The following is a 19444-nucleotide window of genomic DNA, read 5'->3' as shown; positions in this document are numbered from 1 at the left end:
TTTCGCGCTGCGAATAGACCTGTCTTTTATAATATGATTGTGCTGCCTCCTATTTAGAATGTGGAATAGGAGGCTTTTTTATGTCAATGGATGTAGAAACAAAACAAAAGGCTAGTGTATCTGTAGTATTAAAAAATCGATTTGTGCAAGCAATTATTGCTTCAGCATTATTTCTCCAGATAGGAATTTGGATCCGAAACTTTGCGGTACTGCTGTATGTAATGGATATGACGAATGGTGATGCGTTTGCCATTTCAATGATTTCAGTTGCAGAATTTGCACCAATTTTTATTTTTTCATTTATAGGAGGCACATTCGCGGATAGGTGGAAACCAAAAAGAACGATGATTTGGTGCGAAGCTTTAAGTTCTTTATCAGTATTTGCAGTATTGCTTACGCTGATCTTTGGAAGTTGGAAAGTTGTATTTTTCGTCACGCTTATCTCTGCAATTCTTTCGCAATTTTCACAGCCTTCAGGTATGAAATTATTTAAACAACATCTATCTACAGAAGAAGTACAGTTGGCTATGTCATTATATCAAACCATTTTTGCGATTTTCATGGTATTAGGTCCTATACTTGGAACGTTTATATTTCAAGCCTTCGGAATTTACACTTCTATTATTGTGACAGGTATTGCTTTTTTATTTGCGGCTTTAGTTTTGTTATTTCTGCCAAAAGATGTTGAAGAACAAGAAGAAAAGAAAAAAATGAGTTTGCTGCAAGAAATGGTGGATGGAATTAAATATGTAAAAGCAAAGAAAGCATTAACATTACTCGGTATTTGTTTTATGGCAGCAGGATTAGGGATTGGGCTGATTCAGCCACTCGGTATTTTTATCGTGACAGAACAATTAGATCTATCAAAAGAAAGCTTACAATGGCTATTAACTGTAAATGGTGCTGGAATGATTATTGGCGGAGCTTTAGCGATGGTATTTGCGAAAAATATTGCGCCGCAAAAGATGTTAATTTTAGGAATGTTAGCACAGGCAATTGGCATCGGTATCATTGGATTTTCTACAAATTTATGGATCACACTTATCGCTCAGTTTTTCAGTGGTTTAGCTCTTCCTTGTATCCAAATTGGGATAAACACACTTATTATTCAAAATTCGGATACAGACTTTATTGGACGGGTAAATGGAATTTTGAGTCCTTTATTTACAGGTTCAATGGTATTAACGATGAGCATTGCTGGTTCATTAAAAGAAGTATTTTCACTAAGTACAATGTATGAAGGAACAGCATTACTATTTATTATTGGTTCATTATTTATTTTGCCAATATATAATTTGAAACCAGTAGTAGGAACTTCAAATGAGGAGGGTGTCGTCCAACATGAATCCTAATCCGAATGTGAAATATCCTATCGAAAGTAACAAGAGTGTTTATTTTATTAAAAATACAATAACAAAACCAAATATTTATTGTTGGAGATTATTCTTATTATGATTCGAAAGACGGGGAAACATTTGAAGATCAAGTACTATATCATTATGAAATTTTTGGAGACCGATTGGTTATGGGGAAATTTTGCTGCATAGCACCCGGTGTTACATTTATAATGAATGGCGCAAATCATAGAATGGATGGATTTTCAGCGTATCCATTTAATATTTTCGGTCATGGCTGGGAAAGATTCACACCAGAACTTTCTGACTTACCATTTAAAGGAGATATGGTTATTGGAAATGATGTATGGATTGGTATGGATGCGACAATTATGCCTGGAGTGAAGATAGGGGACGGAGCAATTATTGCTACAAAATCTGTTGTCATTAAAGATATTCCACCGTATACAATTGTCGGTGGCAATCCTGCCATTGAAATTAAAAAGAGATTTTCAGACGAAATCATAAATGGACTATTAGAAATAAAGTGGTGGCACTTGGATATAAAAATTATTTCTGAAAATATTAATGCGATTGTAAGTGGGGATATGGAAGCGTTGAAAAAATTATCAGACGCTTAAGTGTGAAAAATATGCAAAAAAGGAGGGCTCCATGATTAAAGATGAGTCCTCCTTTTTTCATTCATTTTATCAATTTTATAAATAAAACCACCATCACACCATAAGTCGTAACAAAATGTTTCTGGTTTAGATAGAAGGGTTTGGGAGCGCTCAACCCACCTTAAAATATCTGTATTCGTTGAATTTGCAGCACTTTGTAAGATATTTTGAAGTGATTCTATATTATATGTATTTCCGCTAGTCCGAATAGCATCTCCAACTAATAGATATAAACAATGAAGAAAAAAAACTTGGTTGGGGCAATTTATATCACTTGCAATATTCAGTATCATTTCCGCGACATTAGTGATATTGCATACCGATAAGTCCCAGTCTTGTTCAGGGAAAATAGCATCTTCGGTATAAGCCCATTCAATAATTTCTTTCGTTGTTGGATTCCACGGATCTTTCATTATGCAATCTCCTTTATCATTTATAAAATAATAAATCAATTATATAACAGAAAAAAAGTTTGAGGAAAATGTTTCTCTTGTCTAATTCTACATGATCATTCTTAAGCGTAGTATCAATACAAATAAAAAATAGAAGTATCACACCTCTCAAATTTGTTAATGATAAAAGAATAAGGAGGTGTGATACTTATGGCACAAGATGTTTTATGTGAAGTAAACAACTGTCAATTTTGGGGTAACGGAAACAAATGTAATGCAGAGGCAATTTATGTAGTGAGCCATAAAGGTAACAAAGCATCTACAACGGAAGAAACTGATTGCAAAACCTTCATTCCTGAAGCTTAAATGATAAGGGGTAACCGAAGGTGGTTGCCCTTTTAATAATTATAGTATTGATAATAAATTTCATTTTCATTCACTGTATTTTCTTTTTTTTGTGGTTTTCTATATTTTTTCATGAGAGAAGTAATTACATTAGCCCGTACTATAACAGAAGATACAACAATATTTGGACCAAAAATGAAAAAAGGACAAATGATTGTTACGTGGATAAGTGCTGCCAATCTAGATGAGAATAAATTTCCGCAAGCAGATCGCTTTGATTTACATCGATTTGGAAATGAAAAAACATTTAACATTTGGCAAAGGACCACACTTTTGTTTAGGGGCACCACTCGCTCGTTTAGAAGCTGAAGTTGCATTAACTACGTTTATTAGCAATTTTAAAAAGCTAGAGCTTTCACCATCCTTTCATTTAGCGAACTGTGTATTAGAGAATGAACAAACGTTAAAACAACTTCCTATTCTTTTGAAGGAATAAAGCGTATTAAAAAATGAAAACCCCTATTTTATGTAGGTGTTTTCATTTTTTTAATATGTTTTTTATAATATCTAAGATTTTTTCAAACGAATTAAAAAATATCCCTTGACATGAAACGCTTTTCATAAATTATAACTAAGTTGGGTTTGACAAAGTAAATACGGAAACGATACCTGATTTATCTGTTTATCCCACTATTTACGAACAAGAAGCCATCCGATTTCAGTGGAAGGAAATAGAGGAATCAACTGCCCATATAATCCTGATTCGTGAAGGCTACTAATTAGTGGTTTCACTTTATATGAGCATGTTTATTTATAGAAAGTGGTGACGAAACAATGAAACTAATTGCGATTGATTTAGATGGAACTCTTCTTTCAAGAAATAAAATGATTAGTAAAGAAAATGCAGAAGCGATTCAAAAATGTCAGGAGCAGGGGCATGTGATAGCGATTTGTACAGGACGTTCTATTGTCGATATTGAACGACTTTTACTGGAAGCGAATTTACAGTGTCCAATTATTGCAGAAAACGGAGCTCTTATTTATACGAATCAAAAAATGATGAAAAGATATCCAATTCAAAATAAACAAGCCTTTGAAATTGTCGAGTATCTTGAACAAAATCGTATGTATTATCAACTGTATACAGATCGAGGTGTATACGTTCCGGCGTATGGTGAAGAAAGTGTAAATCATGAAATAGAATGGATAAAAAGATCAAATAAAGATATGGTTCAGCAAGAGCTTGAGGTCATCGCAGCACTGTATCTTGAACATACAGCATTTCATATCACAGAAAGCTGTAAATCAATATTAGCAGAAGAGATTTATGTGCATAAGCTTTTACCATTTTCCTATAACATAGAGAAATTACAAAAATTAAAAAGGCATTTTCAACATAATACAGAGCTAGCAATTACTGCTTCATATTGGCATAATTTAGAGATTAACCATCGTGACGCTCAAAAGGGTAATGGTTTATATACTTTAGCTGAACATCTTAATATTCCGGTAGAGAATACCGTTGCGATAGGCGATGGTCTTAACGATATTTCAATGATGGAAAAAGCACATATGTCTATCGCGATGGGAAATGCAGTAGACGAAATTAAAAAGATTTGTCACTATGAAACACGATCGAATGAAGAACATGGTGTTGCACATGCTCTTTATCAATATGTCATAGAAAAAAAGTAAAAAAGAATCCACAAAGGATTCTTTTTTACTTTTATTAGGGGTAAGGTATTCTATGAGATTCATAGAAGCCTTATTACAGCTCATTATATAGAATATATTGGTAGTATTGTATATATTTTTAAATTATTTTGTGAATAATTTGTGAATTTTTTAATTCTATCACACGTATGGAAAGGCAGTTATATACCATTTTGAACACTTTTTAATTGAAAAATAAAATTTATTTGAATAATTATGCTCTTGCTATATACCTATGAGAACATTATTCGTATAATGGAGAAGCGTGATTAAAAATTGGTATTAAATTTACATATAGAGGTGGAAAGAGAATGAATGCTCGGCTATTGGAACTCATTGATGTGAACACAATAGAAACCATGGCAGAACAATTTTATAAATTAACAAACATTTCACATCAACTTCTTGATCAAAATATGGCATGTGTTTTTTCATTTGGTATGAATCGAGAAGAAAATAAACAACTTACAAAGATTGAAATTCCGTTTTTTTTTCATGAGCAACATCTTGGTTCATTTGTTGCCTGTTCAATAAAAAATGACATTCTTACTTGTCAAAAATACTTCGAAATGCTTTCAAAACTCATTGTAGATAGTGCAATGAATAAACTTCAAAACCAAACAAAAAATATACATTTACTTTCTCAAAAAGAAGAACAGCTACACACAATCTTACAAAATATGCCCATTATGGTTGATGCTCTTGATAAAAATGGGAAATTTATATTATGGAACCGGGAATGTGAGCTTGTAACAGGTTATGCTGCAGAAGAAATCGTTGGGAATCCAAAAGCGCTTGAACTGCTATACCCTGATGAAAGTTATCGCAAGCAAATGCAAAAGAAATTTTCGGTTCGTGGAAAAAGTTTTCGAGATTGGGAAATGAATTTAACATGCAAAAATGGAGAAATAAAAACAATCATGTGGTCAAATATTTCAGAACAATTCCCAGTACCTGGCTATAGCTATTGGGCAGTTGGAGTTGATATTACTCATCGAAAAGGAATTGAAGAGCAATTAAAGCAACAAACATCTGAACTAGAGCTTATTTTCAAAGCATTACCTGATTTGTGCTTTTTAACCGAGGCTGATGGAACAATTATAGATTATAAAGCCGGTTCGCCAGCTAAGTTTTACGTACCGGCAGAATCTTTTATGGGGAAAAAGTTTTATGAGGTCTTGCCTTCACCCGTTGCACAGCAATTTCGTGAAGCAATTCACCAAGTGCAGTATAAAGAATCAACTGTTATTGTTGAATACCCACTCACACTTAAGGGCAGTATTAGTTTCTTTGAAGCTAGATGTTTACCATTGTTAAAAGATAAGGTCATGATTATTGTCCGTGATATTACGGAACGTAAAAAGACTGAAGAGTTATTGAATAAATCAGATACACTTGCGGCAATTGGACAATTAGCTGCAGGGGTAGCCCATGAAGTCCGAAATCCATTGACTGTGATTAAAGGATTTATTCAATTATTTCAAATTAATCAAGAAGACCAAGATAAATATTTTGAACTTATGCTATCAGAAATTGAAAGAATTGAAGCTATACTTCATGAGTTTTTATCGATTGCAAAAACTGATGTTATTCCAATTGAAAAGAAGAATCTCTGTTTCATATTAAAAAATGTCGTTTCGTTAATCAATACGAAGGCAATCATGACAAATATCCAAATTAATCTTCATATAGAATCAAAAGAATTAATCATTGATTGTTGTGAAAATCAATTAAAACAAGTCTTTATTAATATTTTACAAAACTCAATTGAAGCAATGCCAGATGGAGGAGAAATCTCTATTTACGTGAAAAAATCAGAGCGTGAGGAGGTTATTATTAATATAGTTGATGAGGGCTTAGGAATTCCTGAAGAAAGAATAAAAAGACTTGGTGAACCTTTTTATAGTACGAAAGAAAAAGGAACTGGCATTGGGCTAATGCTCAGTTATAAAATTATTGAAAGTCATCAAGGAAGAATTAGCATAATGAGTGAGGTAGGAGTAGGAACATCAGTTACAATTTATTTACCTATGTTTCAAAGTGAGCAGGTTACTTCTCATTCAGCGATGCCATCTATAACAAAGGCTTTGTAATCGAGATTAATTTCCATTGACGATAAAGAAAAGAGGTCATCTTATCACCCTATAAGATAGCCTCTTTTCTTTGTTATCCAGCGAATTGTACTGCAGTTTTAGCATGTAAAAAAGCAGTATCAAATACAGGAATAGAAAGATCTTTTTGTGAAATGAGTAACGGAATTTCAGTACAACCTAATAAAATTCCTTCTGCACCATTTTCAATAAGTTTTTGAATGATTTGTAAGAAACGTACTTTGGACTGCTTTGAAATAATTCCTTTACTTAATTCATAGAGAATGACATTATGAATGAAATTTCGGTCATCTTCTTTCGGAATCATTGTTTCAATTCCATAATTAGCTAATCTTGTTTTATAAAATTCCTGTTCCATTGTTTGTTTTGTTCCAAGTAAACCAATTCGTTTCACATCGTGTTCAACAATTTCTTCAGCACTTACATCACCAATGTGGAGAAGGGGAATAGAGATTGCTTGTTCTACTTCTTCCGCAAATTGATGTACTGTATTTGAGCACATAAGTATACAATCTGCACCAGAATTCTCTATTTTTTTTGCTACTTGGACGAGTTGTTTTTGCACTTCCTCATATTGATGATTTTGTAATAAATTCGTCACTTCGCCAAAATCCATGCTATAAAGGACAAGCTTTGCATTTTGATTATACTGAGATAGAGTTAGTGTATTAATATGTTTATAATAAAGAGACGTTGATTCCCAGCTTAATCCACCAATTAATCCGATTACTTTCATGTCAAATTCCTCCCGTAAACATGCTTTATTTAATTTATTATTCCATAATTCCGATAAGAATACAATGTTTTAATCATCTGTTTTGCGAAAAATAAAAATAGTAAGAAAAGTATTGAAATTAATTTGCGTTAGTGCAATAATACAAGTTACAAACGAATACTTATCTAGAGAGGTGGAGGGAACGGCCCTATGAAACCTCAGCAACCCTTATTTACTACATAATAGGAAGGTGCTAATTCCGCAAAGGACATATTGTCTTTTGAAAGATAAGAGGATCATATATTCATATGCAAATGGCCTCTTATAGCAGAGGTCATTTTTTATTGGGAAGAAAGGAAGTGAAGGCTCATAATTCAATGTTTTTTTACATAGGACTAATAGAAACTCACTAAAATGAGAGGAGAATTCATATGAACAAATTATCTACAAAATTAGTCGTAGCAATTGGAATCGGTTCTGCAATATATGGTGTATTAGGTCTATGGGGATTTTCAATTGCACCAAACACATTTATCAAGCCTGCTTTGGCTATATTAACAATATTTGGTGCGATTTTCGGACCATTTGCAGGACTTTTGATTGGTCTTATCGGTCATACGGTGACAGATACCATCGCTGGATGGGGAGTATGGTGGGGATGGGTACTTAGCTCAGGTATTATTGGATTTACGATGGGACTTGTACAAAAACGAGCAAGTTTCAGTGTGAAAAATGGAACATTTCGTAATAGAGATATTTCATATTTTGCTATAACAGGTTTAATTGGGATTGTCGTTGCAATCATATTTGCTGGTGCTTTTGATATTATCATTATGGGTGAACCTTTGGATAAAATTGTTATTCAAGTACTTGGTGCAACGATTGCAGATGTCCTTGTATTCTTAATTCTAGGTTTACCAATCACACTGGGATTAGCGAAAGCAAATAAAAAACATACACATTTGAAGATTGAAAAGTAGGGAGATTATTATGAAGCCGATTATTTCCTTTGAACAATTTACATTTCAATATAAACAAGTGACAGAACCTACTTTAAAGGATGTTACATTCCGTATTTACCCAGGCGAAAAAGTATTGATTGCCGGTCGAAGTGGATCAGGAAAGTCAACATTGGCCCATTGTATAAATGGGCTTATCCCTTTTTCATATGAGGGATCAAGTACTGGGAACATTTCAATATGTGGTAAGGATCCGCGAAAAGGTAGTATTTTTGAACAAAGCAAGCAGGTAGGAACTATTTTACAAGATCAAGATTCTCAGTTTATTGGTTTAACCGTAGGAGAAGATGTTGCTTTTTCATTAGAAAACGATTGTGTAGAACAGGAGAAGATGAAGGCCGTTGTTATGGACTCACTACAGAAAGTACAGATGCATACGTTTCATTCACGAAGCCCACATGAATTATCTGGTGGTCAAAAACAAACTGTTTCTCTTGCAGGACTGTTAACAACACATGCTGACATATTACTATTTGATGAGCCATTAGCAAACTTAGACCCCATGAGTAGTTTGAAAACAGTAGAACTTATACGAAAGGTGCATCAACAATTTAATAAAACAGTTGTTATTATTGAGCATAGAATAGAAGAAATACTAAAGTTAGACCTTGATAAAATCATATTAATAGAAGAAGGAAAAATTGTAGCAATTGATTCGCCAGAAAAAATTTTACAAACAAACATGCTACAAAAAATAGGGTTAAGAGAGCCTGTATATATTGAAGCATTAAAAAATATAAAAATGAATACTTTAAATGAAGAATTATATCCAATTGAAACGCTAGATCATGAGAAAGTGAATAAGGCGATTAAGCAATGGATGTTACATTCTACTATGTCTAAAAAACAACCTAAAAAAGAAATCTTATGCGAAATAGAAAATATATCATTTTCATATTCGCACAAAGATTTTACATTAAGGGACATATCACTCTCTATACAAAGAGGAGAAATTGTAGCGTTATTAGGCCATAATGGTGCAGGTAAATCTACATTTGCACATACATTAACGGGAATGAACAAAACGAAGGAAGGGGAGATTGTATTTGATAATGAAAATATAAGTTCATGGTCTATCCGAAAGCGTGGAGAAGTGATCTCCTATGTCATGCAAAATCCTAATCAAATGATTACACAGTCTACTGTTTGGGATGAAGTTGCTTTCTCATTAAAATTAAAGAAAGTTTCTAGCGCAGAAATAAATAAACGAGTGGAAGAGGTATTGCGAATTTGTGGATTATATCCATTTCGAAATTGGCCAATTCAAGCGTTAAGTTACGGACAAAAAAAGAGGCTTACTATTGCATCGGTTTTAACAAGAGATCCGAAGCTTATCATCTTAGACGAGCCAACAGCAGGACAAGATTATTTTCATTATCAACAATTTATGTCCTGTATAAGTCTATTAGCGACACAAGGAATATCATTCATCTTTATTACACATGATATGAACCTAGCTTTAGAATATGCAGACCGTGCAGTTGTCCTCCATAAAGGGAAAATACTTGCTGATGGTACTGTTCCAAATGTATTAACAAATAGCGAAGTATTACAACAATCTAATTTAGAGGAAAGTTCGCTAATAACATTAGTAAAATTGAGTAAAGTCCCTTATCCAGAAGTTTTTGTACAAATGTATATGGAGGCAAAAAGGAGGGGAGATTATGAATAAATCGGATTTATTTTATATAGATAATTATACATATTTTCATCGTATGGACGGCACAATTAAATTGTTGTTATTTATAATTTGGATGACTCTTACATTTATATTTTTTGATTTTCGTATTTTATTATGCTTGTTTTTCATTGGTTGTTTAGGGTTAGTGATTGCTAAAATCCCTTTAAAAAAAATTGTAATTATATTTAGTGTTATTTTCACATTTAGTATGCTAAATTCATTGATGATTTTATTGATTACACCAACCCATGGATCTGAGTTAACTGGTACAAGTACAGCATTTTTGTATATTGGATATGCTACTATCACGTTTGAAACACTCTTTTATGCTCTTACGCTCTCATTAAAGTATTTTACATTATTACCATTTACACTTATTTTCATATACACAACGCATCCAAGTGAGTTCGCTAGCAGTCTATATAAAATTGGATTACCGTATAAGATTGCCTACGCGATAAATATCGCGCTTCGCTACATACCGAATATACAAGCGGAATATAAATTGATTAAGCACGCTCAAGAAGCAAGAGGTGTACCATTTGAAAGAGGAGAAGCGGATTTTTGGGAACGTATTAAAAACCGGATACTCATCTTTTGGCCACTTGTTATTCACTCTTTAGAGCGAATTGATACTGTTTCAAATGCAATGGATTTACGCGGATTCGGAAAAAAAGAGAAACGAACATGGTATTTTACAACAAAAGCAAAACAAGAGGATTATATAGGATTCGTTATCGGCATTATCATTTTAGTATTTGCCATTTACCTAAAGTTTAATATTTTTAAAGGGTTTTGGTATCCACTTTAAGTTTCTCGATGTTATACAGATAAAATTTAGGCACTCGCGGAGTGTCTTTTTAAATTTAGCCAAGACATGCTCAAAAATCATATAGAAACATACTGTATAATACCAACCCGTTAATAAACAATCAATTTATCCATTAGTTTTATACTAAAAGGAGGAGAAAACATGAGTTTCGGTGGTTCTTGTGGTTTTGGTGGAGGTTTTGCATTATTAGTTGTGCTATTCATTTTATTAATTATTGTTGGATGCAGCTGCTGGGGTTGAGGGTATTAAAAACTATCCATTTATTTAATCATTCGTCACAGAATTATGTAATTAGAAAAACTATTAAAGGTACTTTTTAGTATCAATACAAGATTCAATCCGAAAAAGGAGCTATCATGCTCCTTTTTATATTGAAATTTTACCGAAATAACAAAGTGAACCTTCAAAAAAATTGTTGAATTTACATACTTTTTTATTGTAAATATTTGTGATTAAAAGGCGAGTTTTTATTATTCACGATAGTTATTGGTTTTGGTTCCCTGGTTTCTTTTGACTGTTAGGCATAATTTCATCGGCAAACTCTACAGTTGTCAAATTTACTTTGGATGGAATAAATGTTTTTGTCGTATTTTGAACACCTTGGAATAAACGTTGAATAGGGTTCATCATATTTGAATTACGTGTTGCTACTACACTAAAAACTGTTCCTAATCCTAGTAAAGAGAACCAGATCCAGCTTCTATTGTTATTCCGTCTATTTCTAAATAATTTAAACATTTGCTGAGTTCTTCTTCCAGAATTGAATAGTGACATCAAGAAGTTAAGAGTATTCATTTTTTACCCCCTGTAAAAATAATTAGGAAAAAGAAACACTAAGTTTAATTCCATATAATTTATGTTGCAATATTTTATAGAAATTTATGATGCTAATTTATGCTAATATTTCTTAATTCTTTTTTCCTAAAAACCCTAAGTGTACTTGCAGGCTCCCTCATTCCAAAGGAAAACATGTACAGGTCAATCGGGGTTTTTAGGATTTAAAGTTCATTTGTTTACATAATGTTTTTTAATCAATGAGATGAAGTATATTGAAAATGAGTTAAAAAGGAATGATATTCATTTTCTATGTCATTTATGGAACAAAATGCATTGTAATTTATTCTAAATAGTTGCCGGAATAGAAAAAAAGAAGTACCGCATAATAACAGAAATGAGTGAAGAGACACATCGTCAAGTGTACTACACGAGGTTATTTATTGCATAACATATCATCTGTTTTTTTAACTAAATAAAAAGAAAAACTTGAGAAGCGACTAAATTCATTTTTTAAACGAGAATCGGCTTTAACGTTATCAGGAACGTATAACAAAATAATATTGACGCTTATAGCTAACAAATGGAAATACTCATGTACTAAAATGAATTTTAGTATGCATTATTTTTGGAGATACCTTTTTCTAGAAAAAGAGTTGGAAATGATTTTAGATTGTTGAGGTGATTACATATATGCCAATGTTGAATGTGGACGGTAGTAGTCTGTATTATATCGTTAAGGGAAAAGGGATTCCTATTGTTTTTATTCATCCTCCTGTACTTACTTGTGTGAATTTTGAGTATCAAATAGAGGAATTATCTCGAAATTTTAAGGTGATTGCTTTTGATATTAGAGGGCACGGAAGAAGTCAGTATTCAGAACAACCGATTACCTATCCACTGATTGCTGAAGACATTAGATGTTTGTTGGATCATTTGGAAATTAAAAAAGCATTTGTATGTGGATATTCGACTGGAAGCTCTATCGCATTAGAATTTTTATTGGCTTTTGCTGAAAAAGTGTTAGGGGCTATTCTAATTGGGGGAATGTCAGAAGTGAGGGATGGGTATCTAAAGAATAAGATTTCACTTGGCATGAAACTGGCAAAAGCGGGGGCAGTTTCATTTTTAGCATGGTCTATTTCATGGAGTAACTCAAATACACATAAATTGTTCATACAGATGTTTAAAGAAGCGCGAAAAGGGAATGCCAAAAATATCTGGCAGTATTATCGTTATAGTTTGCATTATAATTGTACGAATCAGCTTAGAAATATTCAGCATCCGGTTTTATTGGTTTATGGTAAGAAAGATAAAGTATTTTATAGTCATGCTAAATTATTGCATGAAAAATTGCCATGTAATGAATTAAAATTCATTGATCACGTAAAGCATCAAATTCCTACAAAAGCAGCGAAGTGCCTAAATGAAATGATTCAGCAGTTTGCTTTTATTCATACTGATATGAATCTTTTTATTTATCCATAAAAAAACATATTGATTTCGAAGTTATATGTGTTTATTGCTTCAAAGATTTAATGAGAAAGGAGCTATCATGCTCCTTTTTATAATTGATATGTTAAAGGGTAGGGAGCATTCAAGAGTTATCTCTCCTAAATATGTTGAATTATTTTTGTATACTGGTGATTGATGCTGATTGAGTCTTTTGAATGTAAAACCTAATCAGTACATATGTGGGTAGTGATACAACTATGTTAGGTAATAAAAAATGGAGTAAAGAAGGAATATCTACAAGATGGGGATAGTCAAGACCTTTTACAGGGATGAAAAACTGCTATCTTAATGGATCTTTTGGAAAAAAATTGATTGAGCGTGAAATTCCATCCAAAATGAAGTCAAATAGGTAGTAGAGCATCGATTTTATTTTTTGAAAAGCATATGCTTATACAAAGCCAGAGAATGCTGTTGTTAAAAAGATAAGGATTATTGGTGCAAAACTTTCAAATAAACCGTAAGAAAACCAGTGATATACACCAAAATAAATTGAGGAAAGAGTAAGGCTCATCTGAAAAATGAATCCCTCGAACATTGTATATCCCATCAAAAACCAGTATGTCTCCTTTATATAGTCAAAAATAAAAAGGAGCATAGGAGCCCCTTTTAAATCAACATGTTAGTGTTTTTAGTAATCTCATTACTTTGTGGAAATGTAATCGTTAAAGTGGTTCCTTTATTAACAACACTATTTATATCTAAAGTACCATTCATCGTTTCAATAATTTTCAATGCAACCATCGTACCTAAACCTGTTCCTTTTGTTTTTGTACTAAAATAAGGTTCCCCAAATCGGTTGATTTGCTCTTGTGTCATACCAATTCCACTATCTTTAATGACAATAGTAATTTTGTTTTCACAAACAGATGATTTGAAACTTAGTTTTCCGCCGTTTGGCATCGCTTCTATACTGTTCTTTATTAAGTTTAAAAAGCATTGCTGAAAATGTTGTGTATTCCCGGTGATGGAGCCTGTTTCTAATTTCTCAGAAACATTTATAGAATTCATATTACATAATGGCATCATCATACTTATTACTCTTTTTAATTCTTGATCTATTACAATGTTATCAATTTTTTGTGATGCCGGCTTAGCAAATGTTAAGTAGTCATCAATGATAACTTGCGCGCGGTTTAGTTCTCCAAGAATATGTTCAATATATTGTTCTCGCGATTCTTGTGATAAATTTGGAGTTTTAAGGAGTTGAGTAAAGCCTTTTACTACGGTAAGAGGATTTCTTACTTCATGTGAAATACTTGCAGCAAGTTGACTCACAATCTCCATCTTCTCCATTTTCACTAGTTTTGACCGCATAATAACGGCATCTCTTAAAACTTCATTTATATACACAACAAATAACATGATAATAGGAGGCAGTATAATAAAATAAGCGATATATAATTTTGTAATTGGGAAATCCGATAAAACTACAGCGATAAAGGTTGTAAGTAAAGCAAGGAAAAAAGGTAGAATCATTGATATAATAAGCTTTTTTCTTCTGTTTAATTGATTGAATTTAGAAGAATAATAGGCAGTAAAAATAAGCATGGTAATATAAACAATAACTGTTAAAAAGTTAACACCGTAAAAAACAAACCGAATCAATAGCATGATAGATAATAAAGCAATTCCAACTGGTAAACCGCCATAAAGTGTACCTATTAAAAATGGGATTTGTCTCAAATCATGAACACAATTTTCATCGATGTATATAGGGAATTTCATGCATAAAATTAATGGTACACTAGTGCAAATAACAATAAGTGTTTTTTTATATTTTTTGAAAAATATTCTATTATTATATAGAAAGTAAAAAACAAAGACGCTAATTAAAATGTAAAGCAAATTATTTAATACGTTTTGATTGATATATATAAAATCCATCTAGCATGCCTCATTATTGTAGTTTTCGATACTATAAGTTATTATACAAAAAAAACATAACTTCTTCATGTATTAATTATTTTACTACAATGAAGGAGGATTACTTTTTCATACTCATTTTGTTACGCGCAAATTCCCATTCTAAATAAAACGCTTCAACTGATGTATAGCGTTGATTTCTATTTTTGTCTACCGCACGCGATACTACGTCATACAATTCTTTTCCTGCTTCCCATTTAGCGAAAGTGTGATTGCGTCCGCCTCCTAATAACACAAAAGCGGTTGCCCCCATATTAAATACATTTGTTTTCTCATCAATTACTGCGCCAAGCTCGAATTCCTCTGGTGACATAAATCGTGATGATCCCCAAAGTCTTCCCATTGTATTGATATAGGGTTTCTTTTTATATAAGTCGATATCACAAATTTTTATTTTATTTGTTTTAAAATCATATAAAATACTTCCGTCATAAAAATCTATTGCTACATAGTTTTTTCTTTCAACATGTACATGGAAAGAAAAAATATGATCGAGTGAAGTAAGACGCTCTTCAATTGATAATTGTTTATAGCGATAAAATGGAGAATTTGGATCACTGTAATTTGTTGGTGTTGGAAATGAACAATGTGAATGAAGGCATTCTCCGTTAAACCAATTAAAGATTGCTACATAACCATTCTGTACTTCAAAATGGTCTATCAATTCAACTAAATAGTTATGTTTTAACTCTTCATAAAGTAACATAGCTTGTTTAAGAGTTACTATTGCATCTGCTGGATTACCTGCATAATTCATTGTTTTTGCTCCAGCAAATTTAACAAGCATTTTCTTTCCATTTTTTTCGATACCAAAGCAAATATTCCCTGAATCTTGTTGATCAAAGACTGCAAATATTTTTCCAAGACTGGCAAGCCAATTGAAGTCGTGTTGCTCTTTTAATTGAAAAGTAACATCATTTAAATGAATTGTAATCGGAATTCCGTTCATTTTGCACCTCGTATTCTATATAATTAGATTAAATATTATTATATTCAAGAAAGATAATGAAAAACCCTGTTTTACTTAGTTAGAAGGCTAAGTAATTCAAATGGAAGGTGAAAAATGGATAAACAAATAACCATTGAACCATATAATATAAATTGGCATAAGGAATTTGTAGAAGAGAAAAAGAAATTTGTTGCACTACTAAAAAAAGAAACTATAGCAATCGAACATATTGGAAGTACGTCAATAAAAGGTTTAGATGCTAAACCCATCATTGATATGATGATAGGTGTTAAAAATTTAAATTTGGTTGATCGTTGGATAGAACCATTGCAAACAATAGGATATGAATATGTATTTCATAAGCACTTTCCACAGAGACGTTTTTTTAGAAAAGGGAAATGGAGAGCAGGGACACATCATTTACACGTCTATACGTACGGTGGTCAAGAGTGGAAGAACAATTTGTTATTTCGCGATTTTATGAGAAATCATGAATGGGCACATATTGAATACAGCCAATTAAAACAAGAGCTTGCCATGAAGTATCCATTTGATCGAGTGTCATATACTAATGCCAAAGAACCTTTTATTCAAAAGATCATTGCACTGGCGAAAGAAAATCTATACATATAAAAATTAAGGTGGGAAATTTGATTTTTAGTTCACATAAAGTATTTCTCATCTTATTCTAATCTTTCTTTCATTCTTTTTTCTTTTTTGATTGCTACAATTTGGAATGTAGTGATGTTTTGAAATTGAAAGAGGGATGCAAAATGAAGAAAATGTTCGGAAGTCAAATTTTTCATTTGTTTATAAAAGTTATAGGAGTTTGTGTTATTGCATTTAGTGTTATGGTATATATCGCAAATTTTATGCTAGGAGATCAAATAGAATTAAAAAGTGTAAATAAAACTCTTGGATCTCTTGGTGAATATGGCACGATTGCAGCTATATCGCTTTGGTTTTTACATCATATTTGGTTATTTTTGCACAAAAATAAAATATCCGAATTTAAGTATATGAAAGAGTTATATATGTTAGCAAAGAAATATCATATGTTTATTGGTTATGCTGTATTAGCTGTTGCAACAACACATGGAGTTTATTTTTTTATAAAGGGAAGTCACCACATGATACAGATTTACAGTGGTATATTTGCTTTTTGCATTTTAGTATTACTGAGCTCTGTTGGAATTCTTTTGAATAGGAGTAAAAACAGAAATAAATCGGTATTATATCGAAACTTACATCAAATGATTGCGATTTTATTTGGATTAGGATTGATAATTCATTTAATGCTATAGGAGGAATTAAAATTGCATCACATATTAATAATTGAAGATGAAGAAAGTTTAGCTGAATTTTTAGAATTAGAATTAAAATATGAAGGATATGCAGTAGAGGTACAATATGATGGGCGAAAAGGATTGGAAGCAGCCCTAGAGAAGAACTATGATATTATACTTCTTGATTTGATGTTACCGGGACTGAGTGGAATTGAAGTATGTCGCAGACTGCGTGCGACAAAGAATACTCCCATTATTATGTTAACAGCGCGTGATAGTATTATGGATCGCGTTACAGGATTAGATAGCGGTGCTGATGATTACTTACCGAAACCATTTGCAATTGAAGAACTCCTGGCAAGAATACGAGTTATATTTAGACGCGAACAAAAAGAAGAAAGTAAGTCAACACTATTGCTTGTTTTTAAAGATTTACAGTTACATGTAGAATCAAGAACGCTAAGAAAAAATGATGAGATCATTGAATTAACGAACAAAGAATTTGAGTTATTACTCACGTTTATGAAGAATATTAACAGAGTGCTTACACGAGATATACTTTTAGAGCAAGTGTGGGGTTACGATGCGATTGTGGAAACAAATATTGTTGATGTATATGTTCGCTATTTACGAAACAAATTACATGGGATAGATAAGGAGGAGTATATCCAGACTGTTAGAGGAGCTGGGTATGTGATGAGATGATTAAAGATTTTGTACAGCGTATTCGACACCTTCCGATAAAATGGAAACTAACTCTTTGGTCAACCACGTTATTATTTATCTTATTCGCTTTATATAATATTTTGCAGTTTATTGTGATTAATCAGTGGTCAGTAGAATATGAAAAGAAACAAATGAACAGGCAAGTAAAAGAAATAGCAGCATATTTTACTGATAAAAAAGAAACACTTTCTAACCAAACAATTGAAAACAGTAAGGACTTTCTTAATAATATGAATGATAAGCATCAGATTATTCGAATTTTAGATAAAGATGGACAACCAGTTGTCTCAGTTTCTCGTGATTTTAATCCGAAGTGGGCTTCTCCTAAAGCGGTTACTCAGCCTGAAACTTATATAAAGAGACACTTAGAAGATAGGATATTAATAGAACGGATGCCAATTCAAACAGCGACATTTAAGGGGACAATTGAGGTTGGAAAAAATTTAGAGGCCTTCGATCACTTGTTAAAAATTATTTTCGTTGTAATGGTTGCAGCTGGTATTGGTGGACTTATACTTAGTTTTTTAGGTGGGAGGATTATTGCTAAACAACTTTTATTAAGTGTTCAGAATATAACTGATACGATGAATCGAATTAAAACAAACGGATTAAAAGAAAGAGTTCCCGTACGAGAAAATAATGATGAACTTGCGAAGTTAGGCTTTCTATTTAATGAACTAATGGATGATGTAGAAAGGTCTTTTTTACAACAAAAGCGGTTTGTTGAAGATGCTTCACATGAACTTCGAACACCTCTTACAATTATTCAAGGACATTTATCCATGTTAAACCGTTGGGGAAAGGATGATCCTGTTATTTTACAAAAATCACTTCAATCTAGTTTGAAAGAAGTGGATCGATTGAATAAGTTAGTTTCAGAATTATTAGAGTTATCCAGAACAGAATCGGAGCAAATTCCTGCATCATCAGTCGAGCTTGTACATGTAAATACTGTGTTAAAACAAGTAATCCAAAATTTTGAAGTTCTTCAAACCGAATTTGAATTTGATATACAATTATATGCCGAAGAGGCTTACGCGGCTATACCAGCACCTTACTTAGAGCAAATAATAATTATCATACTAGATAACGCAATTAAATATACCAAAACAAATGAGAAATACATTTGTATTCAAACGAATATACAAACTGAAAATATTATCATACGTATTATAGATCATGGCGTCGGAATACCCGAATCAGATTTACCATATGTACTTAATCGTTTTTATAGAGTAGATAAAGCAAGGAGTCGTAAGGAGGGGGGAAATGGCCTAGGGCTTTCCATCGCAAAACGACTTATAGAAAAATATAATGGAAATATTATATTAGAAAGTAAGGAAAAAGAAGGTACATCAGTTACAATTTCGTTTCCTTATGTCGCCCATAAAAATGAGAAATAGATGAGAAAAGTTTTAAGGTATTTTCATATTGCTGTTGTATACTGTG

The 19444-nt window shown here is 32.2% G+C and carries 18 protein-coding genes, 2 pseudogenes and 1 riboswitch; of the genes and pseudogenes, 15 read left to right on the top strand and 5 right to left on the bottom strand.

Annotated features, from left to right (window positions below; all coding sequences use genetic code 11):
• Positions 1–80 precede the first annotated feature (80 nt).
• Together QRY57_RS13925 and QRY57_RS13920 are read left to right on the top strand one after the other, a co-directional pair.
• Entirely contained in the window at positions 81–1352 is a 1272-nt protein-coding gene (locus QRY57_RS13925) for an MFS transporter (protein ID WP_026590948.1), read from the top strand.
• Positions 1342–1975: pseudogene (locus QRY57_RS13920) on the top strand (Vat family streptogramin A O-acetyltransferase). Before QRY57_RS13925 ends, QRY57_RS13920 begins: the two are co-directional and overlap by 11 nt.
• Before the next feature lie 35 nt (positions 1976–2010).
• Here QRY57_RS13920 and QRY57_RS13915 read toward each other — a convergent pair.
• Complete coding sequence (locus QRY57_RS13915) at positions 2011–2427, bottom strand: hypothetical protein (RefSeq protein WP_286017772.1); 417 nt, start codon at positions 2425–2427, stop codon at positions 2011–2013.
• Between the two features lie 189 nt (positions 2428–2616).
• Here QRY57_RS13915 and QRY57_RS13910 point away from each other — a divergent pair, with 189 nt between their 5' ends.
• The 4 genes and pseudogenes from QRY57_RS13910 (at position 2617) to QRY57_RS13895 (ending at position 6557) form a co-directional block, all read left to right on the top strand.
• The gene (locus QRY57_RS13910; RefSeq protein WP_081810977.1) at positions 2617–2772 is read left to right on the top strand and encodes a DUF1540 domain-containing protein; all 156 of its coding nucleotides are present in this window, start codon (positions 2617–2619) and stop codon (positions 2770–2772) included.
• 123 nt (positions 2773–2895) lie between these two features.
• Positions 2896–3247 (top strand): annotated as a pseudogene (locus QRY57_RS13905) (cytochrome P450); the annotation flags it as partial.
• Between the two features lie 338 nt (positions 3248–3585).
• Positions 3586–4446, top strand: coding sequence for an HAD family hydrolase (locus QRY57_RS13900; protein ID WP_286017771.1), 861 nt, complete (start codon positions 3586–3588; stop codon positions 4444–4446).
• A 329-nt stretch (positions 4447–4775) separates the two neighbouring features.
• Positions 4776–6557: a PAS domain-containing sensor histidine kinase gene (locus QRY57_RS13895; RefSeq protein WP_286017770.1), complete on the top strand. Its 1782-nt coding sequence runs from the start codon at positions 4776–4778 to the stop codon at positions 6555–6557.
• A gap of 73 nt (positions 6558–6630) precedes the next feature.
• Here QRY57_RS13895 and QRY57_RS13890 read toward each other — a convergent pair whose 3' ends face one another.
• Positions 6631–7311 carry an aspartate/glutamate racemase family protein gene (locus QRY57_RS13890; RefSeq protein ID WP_208017486.1) on the bottom strand — a complete coding sequence of 227 codons (681 nt, stop codon included), beginning with the start codon at positions 7309–7311 and terminating at the stop codon, positions 6631–6633.
• 157 nt (positions 7312–7468) lie between these two features.
• Positions 7469–7584, top strand: a riboswitch (SAM riboswitch).
• Between the two features lie 137 nt (positions 7585–7721).
• Between QRY57_RS13890 and QRY57_RS13885 the strand changes: the two genes are divergently transcribed.
• The 4 genes from QRY57_RS13885 to QRY57_RS13870 all read left to right on the top strand — a co-directional run bounded on the left by QRY57_RS13885 (position 7722) and on the right by QRY57_RS13870 (position 11062).
• Positions 7722–8270, top strand: coding sequence for an ECF-type riboflavin transporter substrate-binding protein (locus tag QRY57_RS13885; protein ID WP_208017485.1), 549 nt, complete (start codon positions 7722–7724; stop codon positions 8268–8270).
• Between the two features lie 10 nt (positions 8271–8280).
• A complete protein-coding gene (locus QRY57_RS13880; RefSeq protein ID WP_286017769.1) occupies positions 8281–9981 on the top strand; it encodes an ABC transporter ATP-binding protein in 1701 nt (566 codons plus the stop codon).
• The gene (locus QRY57_RS13875) at positions 9974–10801 is read left to right on the top strand and encodes an energy-coupling factor transporter transmembrane component T family protein (RefSeq protein WP_286017768.1); all 828 of its coding nucleotides are present in this window, start codon (positions 9974–9976) and stop codon (positions 10799–10801) included. The genes QRY57_RS13880 and QRY57_RS13875 overlap by 8 nt, the downstream gene beginning before the upstream one ends.
• 162 nt (positions 10802–10963) lie before the next feature.
• The gene (locus tag QRY57_RS13870; protein ID WP_016115012.1) at positions 10964–11062 is read left to right on the top strand and encodes a YjcZ family sporulation protein; all 99 of its coding nucleotides are present in this window, start codon (positions 10964–10966) and stop codon (positions 11060–11062) included.
• A gap of 243 nt (positions 11063–11305) precedes the next feature.
• On the opposite strand, the gene QRY57_RS13865 is transcribed toward QRY57_RS13870, so the two are convergent.
• Positions 11306–11617 (bottom strand): hypothetical protein, encoded by a 312-nt coding sequence (locus QRY57_RS13865; protein WP_286017767.1) that lies wholly within the window; start codon positions 11615–11617, stop codon positions 11306–11308.
• A 672-nt stretch (positions 11618–12289) separates the two neighbouring features.
• Between QRY57_RS13865 and QRY57_RS13860 the strand changes: the two genes are divergently transcribed.
• A complete protein-coding gene (locus tag QRY57_RS13860; RefSeq protein WP_286017766.1) occupies positions 12290–13084 on the top strand; it encodes an alpha/beta fold hydrolase in 795 nt (264 codons plus the stop codon).
• Between the two features lie 633 nt (positions 13085–13717).
• Here the strand turns inward: QRY57_RS13860 and QRY57_RS13855 are convergent.
• Together QRY57_RS13855 and QRY57_RS13850 are read right to left on the bottom strand one after the other, a co-directional pair.
• Positions 13718–14995 carry a sensor histidine kinase gene (locus QRY57_RS13855; RefSeq protein WP_286017765.1) on the bottom strand — a complete coding sequence of 426 codons (1278 nt, stop codon included), beginning with the start codon at positions 14993–14995 and terminating at the stop codon, positions 13718–13720.
• 100 nt (positions 14996–15095) lie between these two features.
• Entirely contained in the window at positions 15096–15983 is an 888-nt protein-coding gene (locus QRY57_RS13850; RefSeq protein ID WP_286017764.1) for a protein kinase family protein, read from the bottom strand.
• A 114-nt stretch (positions 15984–16097) separates the two neighbouring features.
• On the opposite strand from QRY57_RS13850, the gene QRY57_RS13845 reads away from it, so the two are divergent.
• The 4 genes from QRY57_RS13845 to QRY57_RS13830 all read left to right on the top strand — a co-directional run bounded on the left by QRY57_RS13845 (position 16098) and on the right by QRY57_RS13830 (position 19398).
• A complete protein-coding gene (locus QRY57_RS13845) occupies positions 16098–16616 on the top strand; it encodes a GrpB family protein (protein WP_286017763.1) in 519 nt (172 codons plus the stop codon).
• A 140-nt stretch (positions 16617–16756) separates the two neighbouring features.
• The gene (locus QRY57_RS13840; RefSeq protein WP_286017762.1) at positions 16757–17287 is read left to right on the top strand and encodes a hypothetical protein; all 531 of its coding nucleotides are present in this window, start codon (positions 16757–16759) and stop codon (positions 17285–17287) included.
• Between the two features lie 12 nt (positions 17288–17299).
• Positions 17300–17974, top strand: a complete 675-nt coding sequence (locus QRY57_RS13835; RefSeq protein WP_286017761.1) for a response regulator transcription factor — start codon at positions 17300–17302, stop codon at positions 17972–17974.
• Positions 17971–19398, top strand: coding sequence for a HAMP domain-containing sensor histidine kinase (locus QRY57_RS13830; RefSeq protein ID WP_286017760.1), 1428 nt, complete (start codon positions 17971–17973; stop codon positions 19396–19398). The genes QRY57_RS13835 and QRY57_RS13830 overlap by 4 nt, the downstream gene beginning before the upstream one ends.
• The last annotated feature ends 46 nt before the right edge of the window (positions 19399–19444 follow it).

Origin of the sequence: Bacillus arachidis (assembly GCF_030285945.1) — a bacterium.
Classification (GTDB): Bacteria; Bacillota; Bacilli; order Bacillales; family Bacillaceae_G; genus Bacillus_A; species Bacillus_A arachidis.
Note: the sequence above shows the minus strand (reverse complement) of the source record. Positions and strands in the feature narration are given on the sequence as shown.